We start from the raw sequence: 24,005 nt of genomic DNA, 5'->3' as shown, positions 1-24,005 counted from the left end.
GAAACGGTAAACACGGGCAAGCGCAAATCTGAAAGAGTAAGTTAAGCCGGGGACGCTGAAAAAAGCGACAGGGAAATGAAGATGCAGTGAAAAAAGGCGTGCCGCTGCGGCCTGGTCGCCATCAATGGCGCCCCTTATATCCCGATCATTCTCCTCCGGGTATGATGATCCCCGACTGATCATCGGGAAGTTGCTGGTGAGATGGGGGCGCCCCCTGGGCATAAAGCCTGCTTCGTAGATTCATCCCCGGCAACTTAACTCCCGCCTTCAAGACCGGACGGTATCCTGTGCCCCGAGCACGCATCCATAAGGATGGTCATGGCGGTTTCCCTGTGCTGTTAAGGAGAATCTATGCAAACCCGTATGCCTGTCGGCATTGATATTGCCTCCGGAAAGTTTGATGTGGCCGTCTGGAAAGGCGACACGTCTTACAAAACCAAAGTCTTTCCCAACACCCCTAAGGGCTTTATCGCCCTGAAAAAATGGCTGGAGCCGTTCGGCTGCTGCCATATCTGCATGGAGGCTACCGGCGCGTACAGTGAGCCGCAGGCCACCTTCCTGCACGACGAAGGCTATGATGTCAGCGTGGAAAATCCCGCGCGCATCAGGCGCTTCGGACAGGCGGAGCTGAGCCGTAACAAGACGGATAAAGACGATGCGCGCATGATAGCGCGCTACTGTAAACTGCACGGCCCGTCGCTGTGGCAGCCGGCGCCGCTGAATGAACGCAGGCTGAAGGCGCTGGTGAAGCGCCTGACGAATCTTCAGGAAATGCGGCAGATGGAAGAGAACCGGCTGGAGGTCTCGGATGCGGTGGTGCAGCCCTCAATCCGCGTGGTCATTGCGGCGCTGGATGCGCAGATAGACGAAACGAAGCGGGCAATAAACGACCATATCGACAATGATCCGGGCCTTAAAAAGAACAGGGAACTGCTGGAGTCCATCCCGGGCATCGCGGGCGTGCTGAGCAGCACGATGCTGGCGTATCTGGGGGACATGTCGAGGTTCAGCAGCAGCAAGGCGCTTGTGGCGTGGGTGGGTCTGAATCCGATGCGGCAGGAGTCCGGTGAGTGGAAGGGCAAAAGCAGGATATCGAAGATGGGCAACAGCGCGATGCGCAAGGCCCTGTACATGCCTGCGATAGTGGCGATGAAGTGGAATCCGGCGGTGAGTGCGCTGAAGAAACGGCTGGATGCGGGTAAGAAAACGGGAAAAGTCGTGGTGTGCGCGGCGATGAAGAAGCTGCTGCAGCTGGCTTATGGCGTGCTGAAATCGGGTCGTCCGTTCGATGCCGAAATATGTCTTGCCAGGTAACCGGCAAGACGGTATCTACAATAAGCGGGATGACCTGGTGCATCACAGGGTGCGCATTCATGCGCACCAGGAATCAGGTTGCCATAAATGGCGCCCCTTATATCCCGATCATTCTCCTCCGGGTATGATGATCCCCGACTGATCATCGGGAAGTTGCTGGTGAGATGGGGGCGCCCCCTGGGCATAAAGCCTGCTTCGTAGATTCATCCCCGGCAACTTAACTCCCGCCTTCAAGACCGGACGGTATCCTGTGCCCCGAGCACGCATCCATAAGGATGGTCATGGCGGTTTCCCTGTGCTGTTAAGGAGAATCTATGCAAACCCGTATGCCTGTCGGCATTGATATTGCCTCCGGAAAGTTTGATGTGGCCGTCTGGAAAGGCGACACGTCTTACAAAACCAAAGTCTTTCCCAACACCCCTAAGGGCTTTATCGCCCTGAAAAAATGGCTGGAGCCGTTCGGCTGCTGCCATATCTGCATGGAGGCTACCGGCGCGTACAGTGAGCCGCTGGCCACCTTCCTGCACGACGAAGGCTATGATGTCAGCGTGGAAAATCCCGCGCGCATCAGGCGCTTCGGACAGGCGGAGCTGAGCCGTAACAAGACGGATAAAGACGATGCGCGCATGATAGCGCGCTACTGTAAACTGCACGGCCCGTCGCTGTGGCAGCCGGCGCCGCTGAATGAACGCAGGCTGAAGGCGCTGGTGAAGCGCCTGACGAATCTTCAGGAAATGCGGCAGATGGAAGAGAACCGGCTGGAGGTCTCGGATGCGGTGGTGCAGCCCTCAATCCGCGTGGTCATTGCGGCGCTGGATGCGCAGATAGACGAAACGAAGCGGGCAATAAACGACCATATCGACAATGATCCGGGCCTTAAAAAGAACAGGGAACTGCTGGAGTCCATCCCGGGCATCGCGGGCGTGCTGAGCAGCACGATGCTGGCGTATCTGGGGGACATGTCGAGGTTCAGCAGCAGCAAGGCGCTTGTGGCGTGGGTGGGTCTGAATCCGATGCGGCAGGAGTCCGGTGAGTGGAAGGGCAAAAGCAGGATATCGAAGATGGGCAACAGCGCGATGCGCAAGGCCCTGTACATGCCTGCGATAGTGGCGATGAAGTGGAATCCGGCGGTGAGTGCGCTGAAGAAACGGCTGGATGCGGGTAAGAAAACGGGAAAAGTCGTGGTGTGCGCGGCGATGAAGAAGCTGCTGCAGCTGGCTTATGGCGTGCTGAAATCGGGTCGTCCGTTCGATGCCGAAATATGTCTTGCCAGGTAACCGGCAAGACGGTATCTACAGTGTTCGCAGAATATCTGTAGGGTGCGCATTCATGCGCACCAGGCAACCCAGGTCGCCATAAATGGCGCCCCTGCAATTTCACAGACTACCCGTAGGGTGCGCATTAATGCGCACCAGGCAACCCAGGTCGCCATAAATGGCGCCCCTACAGTGTTCACAGACTACCTGTAGGGTGCGCATTGATGCGCACCAGGCAACCCAGCTCGCCACAATCGCGCCCCGGCAGTGTCCGCCTGCTACTGGCTGCGCTCGACGTATTTTTGCATATTCTCTTTGGTCACCAGCTCGAACGGAATCCACACGTGTGAAGCCACTTTCTCGCCTTTAATCAGCTTCTGCGCCACGTCTACCGAGGTTTTGCCCTGACCGATGGCGTCCTGAAACACCGTCACCTGCATCTTATCCTGCGCCAGAGCCTTCAGGCCGTCCGGCGTGGCGTCGATGCCGCCCACCAGAATCTTTTTATTGCTCTTTGCCAGCGCCATTGCCGCGCCAATCGCCATCTCATCGTTATTGGCCGCAACGATATCGATCGCTTCCCCGTTGCCAATCCAGTTGAGCATCAGATCCATGCCTTCGTTGCGCGCATAGTTTGCTGGCTGCTTCTGTACCACTTTCATGCCCGGGTATTTCGCCACCACCTGCTCGACATCTTTGGTGCGCTGCAGCGCGCCGGCATCGGTCAGGTTGCCGATCATGATCGCCACGTTACCTTTATAATTTGCCAGCTTAGCCAGCGCCTCCATTTGCAGCGTGCCGGATTCGCGTTCGTCCGAACCAACAAACACCACGCCGGGCGGCAGGGTTTTATCGCCTGGCGTGCGGTTGACGTACACCAGCGGAATTTTCGCCTGCTGCGCTAGTCTGGTCAGCTGCGGTGTGCTGGCAGAATCCACCGGATCGACGATGATGGCATCCACGCCGGCGCTGATAAAACTCTGCACCTGGTCGGTCTGGCGGCCGACGTCGCCGCGCGCATCTTCAAACTGGGCATCCAGTCCGCGCGCTTTGGCTTCTTTATCGATGGCATGACGAATAATGGTAAGGAAGTTCTGGTCAAAATAGGCCATCGACACGCCGATCTTCTCCGCCAGCGCGGAGGCCGAACTGGTCAGCAGGCCAAGTAACAGTATCGCCTTGAGGGTTTTCATTGCAGACTCCAGAGTAAGCTGTTTATTAGAATAAATTTTTCATTGGTGTTAAAAATGGCTCAATGAAATCATTTTCAGCCTACGAGCCGGCAGCAGAGCTGGCAATCTGCTGCGTAGTAATTTGCTGTGCAGCGCACAATTTGCCCGACGCGCATGGATGCTTTGCCTGCTCATAGTGATCGCGCAAACTCTTTTCTCAGCGCTGGCGCACATTCCGCGGCGAAAGCCAGCACGGATTAAAGATTTTGTGCGCTACCGCACCCGGCTTTGTGTCAGCGACCAAAACCCGCGCCGTTTCGCCGCGCGGATTCCTTCATTCGCACAATGACCAGAGCAACACTGGCTTCCTATAGTTGCTGAACAGGGAAATCTGCGCGGTATTCCTGAACATCATCGCTTCGGGGCAGGATGCTCCTCCATCAAGGAATTCAGCCTATGTTGCAACGCAAAAACCGCAGCCAGAACAGCCACGTGCGTATCTGGATCCTTTGCCTGATTCTGTTCCTGTCAGTGGTCGCTTATGCCGATCGCTCGATCCTGTCGATCTCCGGCTCAGCGATCAAACAGGAGTTTGGCCTGTCGGCGATCCAGCTCGGCCTGATCCTTTCGGCCTTTAGTTGGGCGTATGTTATCGGTCAGATCCCCGGCGGATTGATTCTCGATCGCTTCGGCACCAAAAAGGTCTACGGCGTGACGCTGGCGCTGTGGTCGGTTTCGACCCTGCTGATGGGATTTGTCGGTGAGTTTTCCAGTGGCATGACCATGGCGCTGACGCTGATGTTTGCGCTGCGCTTCGCGCTGGGCCTGATTGAGGCGCCGAGCTTTCCCGCCAACGCCCGCGCAGTCATCATGTGGTTCCCGGGCGCAGAACGCGGACGCGCATCGTCGCTGTTTGCCTCAGCACAATACTTTGCCGTGGCGATATTCTCACCGCTCTCCGGCTGGCTGGTGTCGCGTTATGGCTGGGAATGGCCATTCTTTGTGCTCGGCGGCATCGGCGTGCTGGCGGTGTTTGTCTGGGCGGGCTATATGCGCAGCCCGCGTCAGCATCCGCACGTTTCCGCCAGCGAGTTGCATTACATTGAACAGGGCGGCGCGCTGGTGGATATCGACGCCGCGCAAACGCTGCGCGCACGGCCGCCGGTCAGCAAAGCGATGTTCAAAACATTGCTCACCAACCGCATGCTGTGGTGCGCCTACCTCGGCCAGTATTGCACCATCGCGCTTAGCTACTTCTTCATTACCTGGTTCCCGATCTATCTGGTGCAGGCGCGCGGCATGAACATTCTGGATGCCGGTTTCGCCACCATTGCACCGGCGCTGTTTGGCTTTCTGGGCGGCATCAGCGGTGGCTACATCTCAGATAAGCTGCTGGCGCGCGGCTGGAGCCTGTCGTGGGCGCGCAAAACGCCGTACATCGTTGGCATGCTGATGGCCGCCTCGCTGATTCTGGCGGCGGTGATCCCTTCCAACGCCGGCATTATCGCCATCATGTCGTTTGCCTTCTTCGGCAAAGGCGTGGCGGCGGGCGCGGGCACCTGGACCGTGGTCAGCGATACGGCACCCAAAGAGGCGGTTGGCCTCGCCGGGGCGATCTTCAACGGCATCGGCAACATGGCGGGCTTTATCACGCCGCTGTTGTTTGGCGTGATCGTTGGCCTGACCGGCAGTTACAGCATCGGCCTGGTGTTCGTCGGTGCGCACTGTGTCGTCGCGGCACTGCTGTTCCTGCTGGTGATGGGCCCGATTGAACGCGTAGGCGATCGGTCTGAGGTTGCCGATCTGGAATCCCGATCGGAAATAAACTATGATGTTAAAAAGTGCACTTGAGCACTGTGCATGAGTGCACTATTTTACCTGCTGGTTCGTAAGACAGGCAGGGAAGCAGGATGGGTTCAATCAGGGCGTTTCGTCAGGCCTGGCTGGCACAATTTTATACCCATGGGACACCGCATGCGCAGATTCCGCGTGCGATTGAATCAGCGCTGGCGCGTAAGCTGGATATCATTCATGCCGCCACTTCGCATCAGGATTTGCGTTCGCCGCCGGGTAACCGTTTTGAAGCGTTAAAGCCGCCGCTGCTGGGTTATTATTCGATTCGGGTTAACGCGCAGTATCGGCTAATTTTCCAGTGGGCAAAAGGCGAAGCCTGGGATCTGTATCTGGATCCGCACCGCTACAAAAAATAGCGCTAACGATCCCTTCTGGCCCGCTACCCGTACCAAAGAGAGCACCTTATGAAACAAGCAATGCGCAAACCCACCAGCGTGGGGGACGTCCTGCAGTATGAATTTCTCGAACCGCTCAACCTCAAAGTGAATGATCTGGCGGAGATGCTGAATGTGCATCGCAACACCGTCAGCGCGCTGGTGAATAACAACCGTAAACTCAGCACTGAGATGGCCTACCGGCTGGCACGGGTTTTCGCCACCTCGATTGAATTCTGGCTTAACCTGCAGCGTCATCTCGATCAGTGGGAAGTGGAAAATGACGCCAGAACGCAGGAGGAGTTAAGCCGTGTCATGACGCTGAGTGCCTTTTTAGCCCAGCGCGGCACGCAGGTTGCCTGAACCTGACCCGACCAGTCACGCCGCCCTGAAGATTTTTTGCTCAGCTGCCGATATCACTCCTTACCATCCACTGATATTAAGGAGCGATATCGTGATAAAGCTGATTACCGTTGACGAGCTGCGGCCAGGCATGTTTATCCACAAGCTTGAGGTCTGGTGGATCAAGGACAAACGCATTCGCAACCAGATGCTGATCACCGATAAGCGTCAGATCGCCCTGATCCGTAACGAGGGGATCCAGCAGGTATGGATCGATCCCGAGCGGTCGGTGCGCGCGCCTGCCACGCCGCAGCCGAAAAAAGACATTCCACAGACGCCGTTTTTCCGCGAGATGGATCAGGCGCAGTGCATCTTCAACCAGGGCAAGCCGCAGGTGCTGGCGATGTTCAACGAAGCGCGCATGGGGCAGGGCCTCGATCTTGCCTTTACCCTTGAGCTGGTCGATGAAATTGCCGGATCGATTACCCGCGAGCCAACCGCGCTGCTCAGCGTGGCGCGGCTGAAAAATCATGACGATTACACTTACCTGCACTCCATGGCGGTGTGCGGTCTGATGATTTCGCTGGGCAAGAAAATGGGGCTGGATGAGCAGCAGTTGCGTCGCGTGGGCATGGGCGGATTGCTGCATGACGTCGGTAAAGCCGCGGTGCCGCTGACCATCCTCAACAAGCCGGATAAGCTCACCGACGAAGAGTTTACGATTATGCGCCAGCATCCAATCGTCGGTGCGCAAATGCTGATGGAAGCCCATGCGGATGAAGATTTGCTGGATATTGCGCTGCATCACCATGAAAAATTCGATGGCAGCGGCTATCCGCATCGGCTGCAGGGCGAAGAGATCTCGCTGTACGCACGCATGGCGGCGGTGTGTGACGTCTACGACGCGGTGACCTCCGATCGTCCGTATCGCAAAGGCTGGACGCCGGCGGAGGCGATGCACAATATGCTGAGCTGGCGCGGCCACTTTGACAGTGCGCTGCTGCACGCGTTTGTGCGCACCATCGGTATTTATCCGGTGGGCTCGCTGGTACGGCTGGCCTCCGGGCGCGTGGCGCTGGTGGTGCAGGCCGGAGAAAAATCGCTGCTGAAGCCCAAAGTGCATGTGTTCTGGTCGCTGCATTCGCAGCGCGAGGTCAAACCGGAAGCGCTGGACCTCGGCGACAGCTTCTGCACCGATACCATCACCGGCGCTGAGGACAGCGGCTTGTGGCACAACGTTGACCTGAACCGCATCTGGGCGCTGGAAAGCGCCTGATCTGCCCGCGTTTTTATACTTTCTTTACGCCCGCTCTGCGCCTTTTTACCCCTTCTTTATGCCGCGCCGCGCATGCTTGCTGCACTACCAAATCCTCTGGAGGTTGCTGTGAGTGTGGGCGTGATAGCCGGCATCGTGCTGGTATTTTTATTACTGGGCTACCTGATTTATGCCCTGCTTAATGCGGAGGCATTCTGATGGCGGCGAATGCGTTTTTACTGATTGCGTGCTATCTGCTGGTGCTGATGGTGCTGGCGCAGCCGCTGGGCCGCTTGCTGGCGCTGATGGTGGCGGATAAACCCCTGCTAACGCGCAGCGAACGCGTGCTGTGGCGTCTGGCCGGCGTTGACGGCGCGGCGATGCGCTGGCCGCACTATCTGCTGGCCATCCTGCTGTTTAACGCGCTCGGCTTTGTGCTGCTGCTGGCGATGCTGATGGGGCAGGGCGCGCTGCCGCTCAATCCTCAGCATCTGCCTGGCCTGAGCTGGGATCTGGCGCTCAATACGGCGATCAGTTTTGTCACCAACACTAACTGGCAGGCGTACGCGGGCGAGAGCACGCTGAGTTACTTCAGCCAGATGGCGGGCTTAACGGTGCAAAACTTCCTCTCGGCGGCAACCGGTATTGCGGTGGCGTTTGCGCTGATGCGCGGTTTTGCCAACCGTTCGCTGGAAACGCTCGGCAACGCGTGGCGCGACCTGACGCGCATCACCGTCTACGTGCTGCTGCCGATTAGCCTGCTGATGGCGCTGTTTTTTGTCAGCCAGGGCAGCATTCAAAACTTTGAACCCTATCATGCCTTCACCACGCTGGAAGGCGCGCAGCAAACGCTGCCGCTCGGGCCGGTAGCCTCGCAGGAAGCGATCAAAATGCTCGGCACCAACGGCGGCGGTTTCTTCAACGCCAACTCGGCGCATCCGTTTGAAAACCCCACGGCGCTGACCAACTTTGTGCAGATGCTGAGCATCTTCCTGATCCCGGCCGCGCTGTGTTTTGCCTTTGGTCAGCAGCTGGGCGATCGCCGTCAGGGCCATATGCTGCTGTGGGCCATGAGCATCATGTTTGTGCTGGCGGTGGTCGCGGTGATGTGGGCTGAGCTGCGCGGCAATCCGCACTTTCTGGCCCTGGGCGCCGATAGCGCGATCAACATGGAAGGCAAGGAGACACGCTTCGGCATTCTCAACTCCAGCCTGTTTGCGGTGATCACCACTGCGGCGTCGTGCGGTGCGGTAAACGCCATGCATGACTCCTTCACTGCGCTGGGCGGCATGGTGCCGATGTGGCTGATGCAGCTGGGCGAAGTGGTGTTCGGCGGCGTCGGTGCCGGCTTGTACGGCATGCTGCTGTTCGTGCTGCTTGGGGTGTTTATCGCCGGTCTGATGATTGGCCGTACGCCGGAGTACATGGGCAAAAAGATCGATGTGTGGGAGATGAAAATGACCGCGCTGGCGATTCTGGTGACGCCGACGCTGGTGCTGCTGGGTACTGCGCTGGCGATGATGACCGAAGCCGGACGCGCCGGTATGGCCAACCCTGGCATTCACGGCTTCAGTGAGGTGCTGTATGCGGTATCGTCGGCGGCCAACAACAACGGCAGCGCCTTTGCCGGTCTCAGCGCCAACACCCCGTTCTGGAACCTGCTGCTGGGCTTCTGCATGCTGGTCGGCCGCTTCGGCATCATCGTTCCGGTGCTGGCCATTGCCGGTTCGCTGGCGGCGAAGAAAATTCAGCCGGTGGGCAACGGCACGCTGCCGACTCACGGCCCGCTGTTTATCGCACTGCTGGTGGGCACCGTGCTGCTGGTGGGTGCGCTGACCTTCGTTCCCGCGCTGGCGCTTGGCCCGGTGGCGGAACATCTGCAACTTATTCAGGGATAACGGAATCATGAGTCGTCAACAACTGGCGCTGTTTGATGCGGCGCTGACGCGCACCGCGATGCTGGATGCGGTGAAAAAACTCGATCCGCGCGTACAGTTTCGCAACCCGGTGATGTTTCTGGTGTGGATCGGCAGCGTGCTCACCTCGCTGCTGGCCATCGGTATGGCGGCGGGGCAGCTGAACGGCAGCGCCGGCTTTACCGCGGCGGTCGCCATCTGGCTGTGGTTTACCGTGCTGTTCGCTAACTTCGCCGAAGCGCTGGCGGAAGGGCGCAGCAAGGCGCAGGCCAACAGCCTGAAAGGGGTGAACAAGCACAGCGATGCGAAGAAACTGGCGGAACCGTTTCACGGTGCGCAGTGGCGGCCGGTGGCGGCCGATACGCTGCGCAAAGGCGATGTGGTGCTGGTGGAAGCCGGTGACATCATCCCGTGCGACGGTGAAGTGCTGGAGGGCGGCGCGTCAGTGGATGAGAGCGCCATCACCGGCGAATCGGCACCGGTGATTCGTGAATCCGGCGGGGATTTTGCCTCGGTGACCGGCGGGACGCGCATCCTGTCGGACTGGCTGGTGATTCAGTGCAGCGTCAATCCGGGCGAAACCTTCCTCGACCGCATGATCGCCATGGTGGAAGGCGCTAAACGCCGCAAAACGCCCAACGAAATCGCCCTGACCATTCTGCTGGTGTCGCTGACCATTGTGTTCCTGCTGGCGACCGCCACGCTGTGGCCGTTTTCCGCCTGGGGCGGCACGCCGGTTAGCGTGACGGTGCTGGTGGCGCTGCTGGTGTGCCTGATTCCCACCACCATCGGCGGACTGCTGTCGGCGATTGGCGTGGCGGGCATGAGCCGCATGCTGGGAGCCAATGTGATTGCCACCAGCGGGCGCGCCGTGGAGGCCGCCGGTGATGTGGATGTGCTGATGCTGGACAAAACCGGCACCATCACGCTCGGTAACCGCCAGGCGACGCAGTTCCTGCCCGCGCCGGGCGTCAGCGAGCAGCAGCTGGCCGACGCGGCGCAGCTGGCATCGCTGGCCGATGAAACGCCGGAAGGGCGCAGCATCGTGGTGTTGGCGAAGCAGAAATTTAACCTGCGCGAACGCGATCTCAGCAGCATGGGCGCCAGCTTTATCCCGTTCTCCGCGCAGACGCGCATGAGCGGCGTCAACGTGCAGGATCGCCTGATCCGCAAAGGTGCGGTCGACGCGGTACGCCGTCATATCGAAGCCAGCCACGGCAGCTTCCCGGCTGAGGTTAATGCCCGGGTGGAAGAGGTGGCGCGCGCCGGCGGTACGCCGCTGGTGGTGGCTGAAGGCGCGCAGGTGCTGGGCGTGGTGGCGTTGAAGGACATCGTTAAAGGCGGCATTAAGGAGCGTTTCGCCGAGCTGCGCAAGATGGGCATCAAAACGGTGATGATCACCGGTGATAACCCGTTAACCGCCGCGGCGATTGCGGCGGAAGCCGGTGTCGATGACTTCCTGTCGGAAGCGACGCCGGAAGCCAAGCTGGCACTGATTCGCCAGTATCAGGCGGAAGGGCGCCTGGTGGCGATGACCGGCGACGGCACCAACGATGCGCCCGCGCTGGCGCAGGCCGACGTGGCGGTGGCGATGAACTCCGGTACCCAGGCGGCGAAAGAGGCGGGCAACATGGTCGATCTTGACTCAAACCCGACCAAACTGCTGGAAGTGGTGCACATCGGCAAACAGATGCTGATGACGCGCGGTTCGCTTACCACCTTCAGTATCGCCAACGATGTGGCGAAATACTTCGCCATCATCCCGGCGGCGTTTGCCGTGACCTATCCGCAGCTCAATATGCTGAACGTGATGGCGCTGCATTCACCGGCCTCGGCGATTCTGTCGGCGGTGATCTTCAACGCACTGGTGATTGTGTTTTTGATTCCGCTGGCGCTGAAAGGCGTGAGCTATCGGCCGATGAGCGCGGCAGCGCTGCTGCGGCGCAATCTGTGGATTTATGGCGCAGGCGGTTTAGTGGTGCCGTTTATTGGTATTAAAGCGATCGACTTGCTGCTGACGCTGTCGGGCCTGGTGTAAGGAGAAGAGAAATGAGTCAGTTACGTCCGGCTATAGTATTGTTAGTGCTGCTTACCCTGCTGACCGGCGCGGTCTATCCGCTGCTGACCACCGGCCTGGCGCAGTGGTGGTTTCCGTCGCAGGCCAACGGTTCGCTGATTGAGCGCGACGGCGCGGTGCGTGGCTCAGAGCAGATCGGTCAGGCGTTCAGCCAGCCAGGCCACTTCTGGGGCCGTCCATCGGCCACCAGCGACGTGCCGTACAACGCGCAGGCGTCAGGCGGCAGCAACCTTGCCGCCAGTAATCCGGCGCTGGATAAAGCGGTGGCGGAGCGGGTGGCTGCGCTGCGCGCTGCCAATCCGCAGGCGCCGGCAGCGGTGCCGGTGGAGCTGGTAACCGCTTCAGGCAGCGGCCTGGATCCGGACATCTCCCCTGAAGCCGCGCTGTGGCAGGCACCGCGCGTCGCGGCAGCGCGCAACATGACGCTGAAAGACGTCGAGGCGCTGATTGCGCGCAACACCGAGCGTCCGCTGCTGCCGTTTATCGGCGAAGAAACGGTGAACGTGCTGCGGCTGAATATGGCGCTGGATGATTTGCAGGGATGAGGTGAATTCGGTGCGCATGAATGCGCACCCTACAAACGTAGGGTCGCCATTCATGGCGACCGTTTCGATGCCCGCACCACAGCGTAACGCCATTTATGGCGACCGTTTCATTGTTCGTACGGAACTCAATATTTGAACGACATACACGACGAATTACCGCGCCCCGATCCCGATGCCCTGCTGCTCAATCACAGCGACAGCCATCGCGGTAAACTGAAAATCTACTTCGGCGCCTGCGCGGGCGTAGGGAAAACCTACGCCATGCTGCAGGAGGCGCAGCGCCTGCGTGCGCAGGGGCTGGACGTGCTGGCTGGCGTGGTCGAAACCCACGGCCGTGAAGAGACCGCCGCGCTGCTGCAGGGACTGGCGGTGCTGGCGCGGCGCGCCACTGGTCGGTCGCGCCATGCGGAATTCGACCTCGACGCCGCGCTGGCGCGCCATCCGGCGGTGATCCTGATGGATGAACTGGCGCACACCAACGTACAGGGCTCGCGCCATCCCAAGCGCTGGCAGGACATTGAAGAGCTGCTGGATGCCGGTATCGACGTGATTACCACCGTCAACGTGCAGCATCTGGAGAGCCTGAATGACGTGGTGGGCGGCGTCACCGGCATTCAGGTGCGCGAAACCGTACCCGATCCCTTTTTCGACAGCGCCGACGAAGTGGTGCTGGTGGATCTGCCGCCGGACGATCTGCGTCAGCGGCTGAAAGAGGGCAAAGTGTACGTCGGCGACCGCGCCGAGCGCGCCATCGAAAATTTCTTCCGCAAAGGCAACCTGTTCGCGCTGCGTGAACTGGCGCTGCGTCGCACGGCCGACCGGGTAGACGATCAGATGCGCGCCTGGCGCGATCAGCAGGGGCGCGACAAAGTGTGGCACACGCGCGACGCGATTCTGCTGTGCATCGGTGACGACACCGGCAGTGAAAAGCTGGTGCGCACCGCCGCCCGTCTCGCTGCCCGTCTCGGCAGCGAGTGGCATGCGGTGTATGTGGAAACGCCGCGCCTCAACCGACTGCCAGAAGCGCAGAGGCGCGCCATTCTGCGCACGCTGCAGCTGGCGCAGGAGCTGGGCGCGGAGACCGCCACGCTGTCCGATCCGGACGAGGCGCGCGCAGTGCAGCGCTATGCGCGCGAGCACAATCTCGGCAAAATTGTTACCGGCCGGCAGCCGCAGCGGCGCTGGCGACGCGACAGCTTTGCCCAGCGTCTCGGCGAGCTGGGGCCGGAGCTCGACCTGTTGGTAGTGGCGCTCGATGAGCCGGTGCGCGATGTGCCAGCGGCCCTGAGCGGCCAGCGTGCCAGCGGCGAGAAATGGCGGCTGCACCTGCGCGGGTGTCTGATGGCGATCGCGCTGTGCGTGCTGGTGACGCTAATTGGCCGCTGGTGGCTGGTGGAGTTTGATACCGCCAACGCGGTGATGATCTATCTGCTGGCGGTGGTGCTGGTGGCGCTGCGCTTTGGCCGCTGGCCGTCGGTGTTCGCCACGGTAATCAATATTCTGGCCTTCGACCTGGTGTTTGTGGCCCCCACCGGCACGGTGGCGGTATCGGATCTGCAATATCTGGTGACCTTTGCGGTGATGCTGGCGGTCGGGGTGATTGTCGGCAATCTCACCGCCGGCGTGCGCTATCAGGCGCGGGTGGCGCGCTACCGTGAACAGCGCGCGCGCCATCTGTATGAGATGGCGAAATCGCTTGGCAGCGCGCTGACGCCGCAGGATATCGCTGCTACCAGCCAGCGCGTCATTGAGGTGACGCTGCAGGCGCGCAGCCAGCTGCTGCTGCCCGACGAACAAGGTGAGCTGCAGTCGGCGGGTGAAAGCACCATCGGGACGCCGCCCGACCTCGGCATCGCCAAATGGAGCTACAGCAAAGGGCAACCGGCCGGTGCCGGCACCGATACGTTACCGGCGGTGCCGTACCAGATTCTGCCGCTGAAAAGCGGGGCGCACTGCCGCGGCCTGCTGGTGGTTGAGCCGGACAACCTGCGCCAGCTGATGATTCCCGAACAGCAGCGGCTGGTGGAGACCTTTACGGTGCTGATTGCCAACGCGCTGGAACGCATGGCGCTGTCGCACAGCGAAGCCGCGTCACGGCTGGCCGCCGAGCGCGAGCAGCTGCGTAATGCGCTGCTGTCGGCGCTGTCCCACGATCTGCGCACGCCGCTGACGGTGTTGTTTGGCCAGGCTGAGATGCTGATGCTGGACCTCGCCAGCGAGCAGTCGAAATACGTTGGCCAGGCCAATCAGATCCGCGAACAGACGCTGAGCACCATCCGGCTGGTGAGTAACATGCTGGATATGGCGCGCATTCAGTCCGGCGGGCTGAATCTGCGCGAAGAGTGGGTGGCGCTGGACGAGGTGATTGGCGGCGCGCTAAGCAGCATGGGACCGTCGCTCAAAGGGCACGACTTTACGCTGGATTTACCGCCGGAGCTGGTCCTGATCAAAGGCGACAGCGCGATGCTGGAGCGGGTGTTTACTAACCTGATCGAAAACAGCCTGAAGTATGCCGGCAATGCCGCGCAGCACGGCATTCGCGCCTGGCGCGATAAAACCCGGCTGGAGATCGCCGTATGGGATAACGGACCGGGCATTGCGCCGGAGAATCTGACGCGCATTTTTGACAAGTTTGCCCGCGGCGACAAGGAGTCGGCCGTGCCGGGCGTCGGGCTGGGGCTGGCCATCAGCAAAACCATTATTGAGTCACATCGCGGTCGCATCTGGGCGGAAAACCGGCCGCAGGGCGGGGCGGTGTTTCGCCTGTCGCTGCCGCTGCCAGTCGCGCCTGAAATTTCTGAAGAAGCACTGAAATAACTTCACATAAGTTCGGTTATACTCGATGGCTTGTCTGTTGATAAATGGGAACTTATGGAACGTTTTACCGAAAACCTGATGTATGCATCGCGCTGGCTGCTGGCACCGGTTTACATTGGACTTTCGCTGGGGCTGCTGGCGCTGACGGTTAAATTTTTTCAGGAAATTTTTCACCTGCTGCCCAACATTCTCAGCATCGCGGAAAACGATCTGATTCTGCTGCTGCTGTCGCTGGTGGACATGACGCTGGTTGGTGGCCTGCTGGTCATGGTGATGCTGTCCGGCTATGAGAACTTTGTCTCCAAGCTGGATATCGATGAAAGCAAAGAGAAGCTGAGCTGGCTCGGCAAGATGGATTCCGGCTCGCTGAAAAACAAAGTGGCAGCTTCGATTGTGGCGATCTCATCGATTCACCTGCTGCGTATTTTTATGGATGCGCGCAACGTCGCCAACGAAAAGCTGATGTGGTACGTGATTATCCACCTGACCTTCGTGCTGTCGGCCTTTGTGATGGGCTGGCTGGATAATATGTCGAAGGTTGAAAAGAAATCGTGACCTTCACGCACGAGCTGACCGATTGCACCAGGTGCGCATCAATGCGCACCCTGTAAAAACCCTGCAGTGCCCCGTAGGGTCGCCATTCATGGCGACCTGACCAGTCGTACCAGGTGCGCATGAATGCGCACCCTACAAAAACCCGAATGGCGACCTGGCCCCTTACCGCACCGGCTGCGTGCCGGTCAGCTGCGGCATCACGTCCCTGATCATCGCGAAAAAATGCTGCAGGCGGGCCGGATAATAACTGGCCCACGGGTAGGTCAGCCACACCGGCAGCGGCGGCGCCTGCCAGTCGGGCACCAGCTGCACCAGCGCGCCGCTGGCTAAATCCTCCTGCACCACCCATGACGACACAATCGCGGCACCCATGCCCGCCAGCGCGGCTTTACGCACCGCGTACAGGCTATCGCTGGCGAGGCGCGGGGCAATCGCCAGGTTGATCGGCTGGCCGTCGCTGAGACGCTGCAGCGCAATTTCGTTACGATAAAAACTGGTCAGCGCCAGCCACGGCAGCTGCGTCAGCTGGGTAACCTCTTTCACCGGCGCATGAACCGCCAGCAGCGCCGGTGCCGCGACGACAAAGCGCGGCACTTCCGCCAGCAGCACTGCCACCACCGACGGATCGGTGGGCGCGCCGACCTGAATGGCGCAGTCAACGTTTTCACTGACAAAGTCCGGCGTGCGGTCGTTGAGCATCCACTCCACTGCCAGGCGCGGATAGCGCTGCAGATAATCCATCAGCGGCGCAATCAACTGATCCTGACCAAATGCATGCGGCGCACGCACGCGCAGCGTGCCGATCGGGTCGTCATTCGCGCCGGTTAACTCATCTTCCAGCGCGTGCCAGGTCGCCACCAGCTGCCGCGCCTGGGCATAGCAGCGTTCCCCGTCGTCGGTGAGTTTCAGCGCATGGGTGGTGCGTAAAATCAGTTTCAGGCCGAGCCGCTGCTCCAGCGCCTGCAGACGGCGACTCACGGTGGGCTGGGTGGTGCCGAGCTGCGCCGCGGCCGCCGACAGCGAACCGCTTTCAACAATGCGGATAAACGTCTGCATCAGTTCGATGCGGTCAACGCTGGTGAGTGTGCTCATACGTACCATGCATAACAGTTCTGTGTCATAGCAGTCTACCGCGTATGGCCGCAACGCGCTTTAATAAGCGCATTATCACGGGGGAAAACCACTATGTCTGCCATGTCTCAATCTTCTGCCATGCCTGCTGAAAAGCTGCCGGCGCCGCTGGTGTTTACGCTGGCGGCCGGTGCCGGTCTCAGCGTGGCCTCGATTTACTACAGTCAGCCGATGCTGGATATCATCAGTAAGCAGTTCAATGTCGGCATCGGCAGTGTTGGTATGGTACCGATGCTGACCCAGGCCGGTTACGCGCTGGGGATTCTGCTGCTGGCCCCGCTCGGTGACCGCCACGATCGCCGCACTATCATTCTGGTTAAAGGCTTGCTGCTGGTCGCCGCGCTGCTGCTGTGCGGCTTTTCCGGCGGCATCAATGCGTTGCTGATCGCCAGCTTTGTTACCGGATTAACCGCTACCGTGGCGCAGGACATTGTGCCGGCGTCAGCGGCGCTGGCACCGGAGCGCAGCCGTGGCAAAACCGTCGGCACGGTGATGACCGGGCTGCTGGTCGGCATTCTGCTGTCGCGCGTGGTGAGCGGCGTGGTGGCGGAGTATCTGGGCTGGCGCACCATGTACATGATGGCGGCGGCGGCGGTGCTGCTGAGCAGTCTGGCGCTGTGGCGCGCGCTGCCACGCTTTACGCCGGGCACCACGGTGAGCTATCCGCGTCTGCTGCTGTCGCTGGCGCATCTGTGGCAGCATCACCAGACGCTGCGCCGCGCGGCGCTGTCGCAGGGCCTGCTGTCGGTAAGTTTCAGCGCCTTCTGGTCTACCCTGGCGCTGATGCTGAGCGATCGCTTCCATCTCGACAGCGCCGTGGCTGGGGCCTTCGGTCTGGCCGGTGCCGCCGGTGCGCTGGCCGCGCCGCTGGCGGGCAGTTTTGCCGACCGCATCGGCCCGGCGCGTGTCACCCAGTATGGCGCCACGCTGGTAATGGTGTCGTTTGCCCTGATGTTCCTGCTGCCGGTGCTGCCGGTGCCGGCGCAGCTTGGCCTGATTATCCTCAGCACCATCGGCTTTGACCTTGGCGTGCAGGCCACGCTGGTGGCGCATCAGACGCTGGTCTACAGCCTGGCGCCGGAAGCGCGCAGCCGCCTCAATGCGCTGATGTTCACCGTGGTGTTTATCGGTATGGCGACCGGCGCGGCGCTCGGCAGCCTGGCGCTGGCCCATTTCGGCTGGAATGGCGTGGTCAGCCTTGCGACGGCTGCCGCTGTGCTTGCGCTGCTGATTCGTCTCGCCAGTCGCCATCTGCAAAACTAATTCACGATCCTGTGCCAGGCTTAAAGGAGAATGTTATTTAAAAACGGAGCGTTATGAACTTCCTGGCCTGGACCGCCCTCACTGGCGGTCTGCTACTTTTGATGTCACTGGCTTCCGGCTGGATTCACCGGGGGCCGGTGACGTCGTTTGGTCTCTACCTGTTCGCGGGCATTCTGTGCGGCCCGTGGATGCTTAATCTGCTGCAAATCGACATTATCGGCCACGCCGAGCTCGCCGCCCATATTACCGAAATCACCATGGCCGCCTCGCTGTTTATCACCGGGCTCAAGCTGCGTCTGCCGATGAGCGCGCACGCGTGGCGCGTCGGGCTGCGGCTGGCATTCCCGGCGATGTTGCTGACCGTCGGCGGCATGGCCTGCCTGATTCACTGGATTACCGGCTTTGGCTGGCCGCTGTCGCTGGCGTTTGGTGCCATTGTTGCCCCGACCGACCCGGTGCTTGCCAGCCTGATCTCCGTTAACGATGCGCGCGATGACGATGCGCTGCGAGTGGCGCTCTCCAGCGAGGCCGGCATGAACGACGGTTCAGCGCTGCCGCTGCTGATGCTGGCGCTGCTGCTGATGCATCCGGGCGCCTTCAGTCTGGAGCTGCTGGGCGGCTGGGCAGCGCGCGATGTGGTGTGGGCGATTGGCGGCGGGCTGGCGATTGGTTATCTGCTTGGCCGGCTGATCGGCCAGCTGGCGACCCATCTGCGTAGCGCGCATCACGACGTGGCGCCCAATGATTTCCTCGCGCTGGCGCTGATCGCCCTGAGCTACGCGGCGGCGCAGTCGGTGGATGCGTCTGGCTTCCTTGCCACTTTTGCAGCAGGCGTTGGCTTACGCCGCGCCGAGCTGCGCGTGACTAAACGCTTTCCACTGGAAGATTTACCGGAAGAGAAGCGCTACCTGCCGGCAGAGGTGCTGGTCAATCCTAACCAGCGACTGAAGCAGGGGGGCGGCAGCCCGGTGAAATCGGTCGGCCTGGTGGTCGGCGATGCGCTGTCGTTTGGTGATACTATCGAACGCCTGCTGGCGGCAGCGATGATGGTGGTGCTGGGCATTACGCTGGCGCATCACTGGAATCTCACCGGCATCGGCCTGGCGCTGCTGCTGTTTGTGGTGGTGCGACCGCTGGCGGTATGGCTGACCACCTGGCGCTGCGAGATGCCGTTTATGCGGCGGATGCTGATTGGCTGGCTGGGGATTCGCGGCATCGGCAGTATCAATTATATTGCTTATGCTTGGGTGCACGGCCTGCAGGGCCCGCAGGCGGAACAGATGATGGACATGGCGCTGACGCTGGTGGTGTGCAGCATTGTGCTGCACGGCATCACGGTGACGCCGCTACTGAACTGGCGTGCTGCCCGGCAGGCGGCACGCGCGCAGCAAGACGAAACGTGATTTTCTGGAAATAACGGGAGCTTATTATGAAAGCATTGCTTATCGCCCTGGTAGGGCTGTCGCTGTCTGCCAGCGCGCTGGCGGATGATACGGATGCCGACGCGCAGGAGAATATCTACGCCAGCCAGCTGTGCCACATTGTTAGCGGGGAGCAGAAAACCGGTGACATGCAGAGTTACACTGAGAAAATGAAGTCACAGCTGGCGGCCAGCCAGTCACCGTCGGCCATGAACAAACCCTCCTTTAACGAGGAAACCGCGCAGGAAGTGGTCAACGGCTGGCTGGAGCTGGGCGAAGAAGAGCGGGCGAAGCTGCGTCACGATCAGCAGCAGTGTGAGCAGACGGTGATGACTCAATTCCAGCAGCAGGATTAATTTTCCCTTCTCTTCGTGAATACGCGCCTTTTCTGGCGCGTTTTTTTATGGCTTTTTTGTACGAAATGCGTACATTATCGCCAGATTGAAACAGGACCTGCATCACATAATGAGACGCCGCCTCCGGGCTGGCGCATTTTCCATACCGGCTACTGGGCAAGATGATTACACGGCGTCGTTTTCTGTTGGCTAGCGGAGCAACCGTACTCTCCATGACTGCGGGCAAACTGTTTGCCCGGGATGACATTATTCCGCTCTGGCCGGACGACCCACCGGGTGGCGGCGGTCCGTCTGGCCTGCTGAAAGTCAGCGCTAACGGTTCGTGGACCAATATCGTTTCTCCCGCCATTCAGCGCTTTCGTCCGGAGAATCCCAACGGTGAAGCGGTGATCGTTGCGGCTGGTGGCGGCTACCGTTTTATCGGCATGGGGCGCGAAGCCTGGCCGGTCGCGCGCTGGCTTAATGCCAACGGGTATACCGCCTACGTGCTGAGCTACCGACTGCCGGGTGAAAAGTGGCAGGCCGGCAGAATGGCGCCGCTGCAGGATGCGCAGCGCGCGATTCGCATGGTGCGCGCGATGGAAAACAAGGTGCACCTGCTGGGCTTTTCGGCCGGCGGCCATCTGCTCGGCATGGCGGCAGCGCGGCCTGACTTCGTCACCTATTCACCGCAGGATTCGCTGGATGACATCCGGCCAACCGCAGACAGCGTCGGGCTGATTTACCCGGTTATCACCCTTGAAGCGCCGTATCAGCACACCCGTACTCACCAGATGATCGTGGGCAATGACGCCACGCCGACCCAGGAAGCCAACTGGTCAGTGCAAAATTACGTCACCCGCGCCTATCCGCCAACCTTTCTGGCGCAGGCGGAGGACGATCATACCTCCAACCCTCATAACACCGAGCTGATGCGCGACGCCTGCCGCCGTATGCGCGTGCCGGTTGAGCTGATTGAACTGAGCAGCGGCGGCCACGGCTTTGGCCTCGGTAAAGCCGGCACCCCCGCCGCGCTGTGGGACCAGGCGTATGTCCGCTGGCTGGATAAGCTGGGATAATTTCTTTACTGGCGCATCAATCCAGGAGCGCTTGTAACGGCGCTGCAATGACCCTCCGCACAAACCGTAGCGGCGCAATTTATTGCGCAAAAAACAGCGGCGCAGCGGTCGGATTAGCGCGATAAATCGCGCCGCTACAATGCGGTGCGCTCAGCGAGCATGGCGATTGAATCAGCCCGTGCCGTCACGTCAGATTAAAATACCGGTCCCAATCGAGGAGCGCTTGCAACGGCGCTGCAGTAACCCTCCGCACGAATCGTAGCGGCGCAATTTATTGCGCAAAAAAACAGCGGCGCAGCGGTCGGATTAGCGCGATAAATCGCGCCACTACGATGCGGTGCGCTCAGCGAGCATGGCGATTGAATCAGCCCGTGCCGTCACGTCAGATTAAAATACCGGTCCCAATCCAGGAGCGCTTGCAACGGCGCTGCAATAACCTTCCGCACAAACCGTAGCGGCGCAATTTATTGCGCAAAAAAACAGCGGCGCAGCGGTCGGATTAGCGCAATAAATCGCGCCGCTACGATGCGGTGCGCTCAGCGGGCATGGCGATTGAATCAGCCCGTGCCGTCACGTCAGATTAAAATACCTGTCCGGCTGGCTCGCTGCCGGCAGCGGGAAATCGTTGTTCATCGCTTTCAGATTGCGTTCGATATTCACGCACAGCGCATCCAGCGGCAGGTGATTGGGCGCGGTGCCGAACGGATCTTCCAGCTCCTCCGCCAGCGACTCCAGCGACAAAAAGGTGTACGAAATAAACACCGACACCAGCGGCGTCATCAGGTGCAAATCGGCCACCAGCGCGAACGGCAGCAGGGTGCAGAACAGATACACCGTGCGGTGCAGAATCAGGCTGTAGGCGAAGGGAATCGGTGTGCTGGCCAGCCGGTCGCAGCCACCCAGATACGCCGACAGATGATTGAGGTTGTCATCAATACTCTGCCAGACGATATCCGTCACTAATCCCTCATCACGCCGCTGCGCCAGCCATTCGCCCATGCATAACATGATTTGCGAGGTCGGCATCGGATGGCCGAGCACCGCGGCGTGCCACGCGGGCGGCAGCAGCCGCTGCAGATCGGGCTGGGCATCGGTTTTACGCAGCCGGTGTTTCAGGCTCCAGCTAAATGCCAGCTGCAGCCCGATAAACTCCTGCACCTGTTCCGCACGCAGTCCGCGCAGCGTTTTCACCTGGCGCAGCAGCGAGCGCTGAGTAATGTGCATATTGCCCCACAGCGTGCGCGCCTCGATAAAGCGCGCGTAGCTGGCGTTATTGCGAAAGCCAAGAAAGATGGCAATCGACACGCCAATCAGGCTGAACGGTGCGGTGGTCAGGTGAATGCCGAGCGTGGAATACCAGGGATAACCCAGTATGGCGATCACTGACATCAGCAGGTTAAGCGACAGGCGGAACGCAATGCGAGACAGCACTGAGCCGTGCCAGTCAAACAACCGGAGAAACCAGTGTTGATGAGGACGTACGATCATTTTGCGATGGTGTTTTTTATGATTTTGTCGCCACAGATTACGCCCGTCGCAGGCGCAGAATCAACGCCGGTGAGCCGCTGTTTAACCAGCAAAAACGCTGCGCTTGGGCGAATTAACCTATTTAAATCAAGCTTCTAAAAACGCTTTGAACAAGTTGTAAAATTCTTTGCGTTATCTCTTTGTCCGCGCTTTCTCTAAAGTTTATTCCAGCAGCACAACACACAAATTTAAAACCACTTTAGAGGAAACTATCATGTCTAAACTCGACCTGCTTGACCCACAGAACTCAACCCTGATCTTCATCGACCACCAGCCACAGATGGCGTTTGGTGTCGCCAATATTGACCGCCAGCAGCTCAAAAATAACACCGTCGCCCTGGCGAAAGCGGGGAAAATTTTCGACGTGCCGGTGATTTACACCTCGGTAGAAACGGAAAGCTTCAGCGGCTACATCTGGCCAGAACTGCTGGCGGTGCACCCGGAATCGAAGCCGATTGAGCGTACCTCCATGAACTCCTGGGAAGACGCGAAATTTGTCGAGGCGGTAGAGAAAACCGGCCGCAAAAAACTGATCATCTCGGCGCTGTGGACCGAAGTGTGCCTGACCTTCCCGGCTCTGATGGCGCTGAAAGCCGGTTACGAAGTGTATGTGGTGACCGATACCTCCGGCGGCACCAGTGTTGATGCGCACGAACGTTCCGTGCAGCGCATGGTGCAGGCGGGTGCGGTGCCGGTGACCTGGCAGCAGGTGCTGCTGGAGTACCAGCGCGACTGGTCACGCAAAGAGACCTATGATGCGGTGATGGATCTGGTGCGTGAGCACAGCGGTGCCTACGGCATGGGTGTCGACTACGCCTACACCATGGTGCACAAAGCGCCGCAGCGTCAGGGCTGATTCAGCGGTAGTGCGGCAGGCGGGTTTTCAATGCGTCGATAAACAGCCGCAGCGCCATCGACTGATGCCGGTTCGGCGGGAACCACAGCGCGATTCCCGCCGACTGAATGCGCCAGTCGGCCAGCAGCTCCACTAATTTCCCCTGCTGCAGTGCCTCGCTAACGTACAGCGAAGGCACAAACGCAATCCCTGAACCGTTGATGGCCGCGCGTGCCATCAGCGCGTTATTGTCTAACGTCAGCGTACCCGGCACGTCAATCTCCAGACTTTCTTCCGCACTCTGATACTCCCAGCGATAGCGTTTGCCCCCGGGCAGGCGATGACGAATACACTGCTGCTGCAGTAAATCCTGCGGCTGACGCACCGGCGCGTGCACCGCCAGATAGTCGGGCGAGGCCACGGTAACGAAGGTCAGCGGGCCGCCGAGCGCAATAGCCACCATATCCTGCGGCACATCTTCAATCAGCCGGATACCGGCATCAAACCCGGCAGCGGTGATATCCACCAGCGCGCCCTGAGCGGCGAAATCAAGCTGAATACCGGGATAGCGCGCGCTGAACTCGGGCACTACCTGATCCAGCAGCAGGCCAATCACCACATCGCTGGCGCTGATGCGCAGCGTACCGTACTGCTGCTGGCGGCTCAGGCTGACCTCGTGCAGCACCTCATCCATCTGATTGAGCAGCGGCGCGAGGCGCTGTAATAGCTGCTCACCGGCGTCGGTCAGCGACACGCTGCGTGTGGTGCGCTGAAACAGCTGCACGCCGAGGTTGTGCTCCAGCGTTTTCACCAGGTGGCTGAGCGAAGATCGCTTCAGGCCAAGCAGCTCGGCAGCGCGCCGGAAGCTGCGCTGCTCGCCCAGCGTTTTGATCGCCTGCAGTTCGTGCCATGAAGGGCGTTTCATTGGTGGTATTTC

The 24,005-nt window shown here is 60.1% G+C and carries 21 protein-coding genes; 17 read left to right on the top strand and 4 right to left on the bottom strand.

Features of this window, described 5'->3' with window-relative positions:
• The first annotated feature begins 351 nt into the window (after positions 1-351).
• Positions 352-1,314, top strand: coding sequence for an IS110 family RNA-guided transposase (locus C1N84_RS01090; RefSeq protein WP_394541694.1), 963 nt, complete (start codon positions 352-354; stop codon positions 1,312-1,314).
• Between the two features lie 314 nt (positions 1,315-1,628).
• Positions 1,629-2,591 (top strand): IS110 family RNA-guided transposase, encoded by a 963-nt coding sequence (locus C1N84_RS01085; protein ID WP_104189859.1) that lies wholly within the window; start codon positions 1,629-1,631, stop codon positions 2,589-2,591.
• 257 nt (positions 2,592-2,848) lie between these two features.
• Here C1N84_RS01085 and C1N84_RS01080 read toward each other — a convergent pair whose 3' ends face one another.
• Positions 2,849-3,763, bottom strand: a complete 915-nt coding sequence (locus C1N84_RS01080; protein WP_021507882.1) for a sugar ABC transporter substrate-binding protein — start codon at positions 3,761-3,763, stop codon at positions 2,849-2,851.
• Between the two features lie 435 nt (positions 3,764-4,198).
• Between C1N84_RS01080 and C1N84_RS01075 the strand changes: the two genes are divergently transcribed.
• From C1N84_RS01075 to C1N84_RS01030, 10 genes are all read left to right on the top strand, one after another.
• A complete protein-coding gene (locus C1N84_RS01075; RefSeq protein ID WP_058775155.1) occupies positions 4,199-5,593 on the top strand; it encodes an MFS transporter in 1,395 nt (464 codons plus the stop codon).
• Between the two features lie 59 nt (positions 5,594-5,652).
• The gene (locus tag C1N84_RS01070; RefSeq protein WP_059013049.1) at positions 5,653-5,952 is read left to right on the top strand and encodes a type II toxin-antitoxin system RelE/ParE family toxin; all 300 of its coding nucleotides are present in this window, start codon (positions 5,653-5,655) and stop codon (positions 5,950-5,952) included.
• 48 nt (positions 5,953-6,000) lie between these two features.
• Positions 6,001-6,333 (top strand): HigA family addiction module antitoxin, encoded by a 333-nt coding sequence (locus C1N84_RS01065; protein ID WP_058775157.1) that lies wholly within the window; start codon positions 6,001-6,003, stop codon positions 6,331-6,333.
• 91 nt (positions 6,334-6,424) lie between these two features.
• Positions 6,425-7,588 carry an HD-GYP domain-containing protein gene (locus tag C1N84_RS01060; RefSeq protein WP_021507880.1) on the top strand — a complete coding sequence of 388 codons (1,164 nt, stop codon included), beginning with the start codon at positions 6,425-6,427 and terminating at the stop codon, positions 7,586-7,588.
• A gap of 108 nt (positions 7,589-7,696) precedes the next feature.
• The gene (kdpF, locus tag C1N84_RS01055; RefSeq protein WP_021507879.1) at positions 7,697-7,786 is read left to right on the top strand and encodes a K(+)-transporting ATPase subunit F; all 90 of its coding nucleotides are present in this window, start codon (positions 7,697-7,699) and stop codon (positions 7,784-7,786) included.
• A complete protein-coding gene (gene kdpA, locus C1N84_RS01050; protein ID WP_264441873.1) occupies positions 7,786-9,465 on the top strand; it encodes a potassium-transporting ATPase subunit KdpA in 1,680 nt (559 codons plus the stop codon). Before kdpF ends, kdpA begins: the two co-directional genes overlap by 1 nt.
• Before the next feature lie 7 nt (positions 9,466-9,472).
• Complete coding sequence (kdpB, locus tag C1N84_RS01045; protein ID WP_058759354.1) at positions 9,473-11,521, top strand: potassium-transporting ATPase subunit KdpB; 2,049 nt, start codon at positions 9,473-9,475, stop codon at positions 11,519-11,521.
• 11 nt (positions 11,522-11,532) lie between these two features.
• The gene (gene kdpC / locus C1N84_RS01040) at positions 11,533-12,105 is read left to right on the top strand and encodes a potassium-transporting ATPase subunit KdpC (RefSeq protein ID WP_021507876.1); all 573 of its coding nucleotides are present in this window, start codon (positions 11,533-11,535) and stop codon (positions 12,103-12,105) included.
• A 141-nt stretch (positions 12,106-12,246) separates the two neighbouring features.
• Positions 12,247-14,922, top strand: coding sequence for a two-component system sensor histidine kinase KdpD (gene kdpD, locus C1N84_RS01035; protein WP_394541837.1), 2,676 nt, complete (start codon positions 12,247-12,249; stop codon positions 14,920-14,922).
• Between the two features lie 54 nt (positions 14,923-14,976).
• Complete coding sequence (locus tag C1N84_RS01030; protein WP_021507874.1) at positions 14,977-15,477, top strand: TIGR00645 family protein; 501 nt, start codon at positions 14,977-14,979, stop codon at positions 15,475-15,477.
• Positions 15,478-15,639: 162 nt separating this feature from the next.
• Here the strand turns inward: C1N84_RS01030 and C1N84_RS01025 are convergent, their stop codons facing one another.
• On the bottom strand, positions 15,640-16,569 hold the full coding sequence (locus C1N84_RS01025; protein ID WP_264441874.1) for a LysR family transcriptional regulator: 930 nt from the start codon (positions 16,567-16,569) through the stop codon (positions 15,640-15,642).
• Between the two features lie 93 nt (positions 16,570-16,662).
• Between C1N84_RS01025 and C1N84_RS01020 the strand changes: the two genes are divergently transcribed.
• The 4 genes from C1N84_RS01020 to C1N84_RS01005 all read left to right on the top strand — a co-directional run bounded on the left by C1N84_RS01020 (position 16,663) and on the right by C1N84_RS01005 (position 20,706).
• On the top strand, positions 16,663-17,871 hold the full coding sequence (locus C1N84_RS01020) for an MFS transporter (RefSeq protein WP_264441875.1): 1,209 nt from the start codon (positions 16,663-16,665) through the stop codon (positions 17,869-17,871).
• A 53-nt stretch (positions 17,872-17,924) separates the two neighbouring features.
• Positions 17,925-19,274 (top strand): cation:proton antiporter, encoded by a 1,350-nt coding sequence (locus tag C1N84_RS01015; RefSeq protein ID WP_215786963.1) that lies wholly within the window; start codon positions 17,925-17,927, stop codon positions 19,272-19,274.
• Positions 19,275-19,300: 26 nt separating this feature from the next.
• Positions 19,301-19,648: a hypothetical protein gene (locus tag C1N84_RS01010; protein ID WP_021507870.1), complete on the top strand. Its 348-nt coding sequence runs from the start codon at positions 19,301-19,303 to the stop codon at positions 19,646-19,648.
• A 161-nt stretch (positions 19,649-19,809) separates the two neighbouring features.
• The gene (locus tag C1N84_RS01005; RefSeq protein ID WP_058770928.1) at positions 19,810-20,706 is read left to right on the top strand and encodes an alpha/beta hydrolase; all 897 of its coding nucleotides are present in this window, start codon (positions 19,810-19,812) and stop codon (positions 20,704-20,706) included.
• Between the two features lie 570 nt (positions 20,707-21,276).
• Here the strand turns inward: C1N84_RS01005 and C1N84_RS01000 are convergent.
• On the bottom strand, positions 21,277-22,194 hold the full coding sequence (locus C1N84_RS01000; protein WP_150360782.1) for a bestrophin family protein: 918 nt from the start codon (positions 22,192-22,194) through the stop codon (positions 21,277-21,279).
• A gap of 253 nt (positions 22,195-22,447) precedes the next feature.
• On the opposite strand from C1N84_RS01000, the gene C1N84_RS00995 reads away from it, so the two are divergent.
• A complete protein-coding gene (locus tag C1N84_RS00995; protein WP_021508093.1) occupies positions 22,448-23,089 on the top strand; it encodes a hydrolase in 642 nt (213 codons plus the stop codon).
• 1 nt (position 23,090) lies between these two features.
• On the opposite strand, the gene C1N84_RS00990 is transcribed toward C1N84_RS00995, so the two are convergent.
• On the bottom strand, positions 23,091-23,993 hold the full coding sequence (locus C1N84_RS00990) for a LysR substrate-binding domain-containing protein (protein ID WP_262256841.1): 903 nt from the start codon (positions 23,991-23,993) through the stop codon (positions 23,091-23,093).
• Between the last annotated feature and the right edge of the window lie 12 nt (positions 23,994-24,005).

The organism is Pantoea sp. SGAir0418 (genome assembly GCF_043529865.1).
Note: the sequence above shows the minus strand (reverse complement) of the source record. Positions and strands in the feature narration are given on the sequence as shown.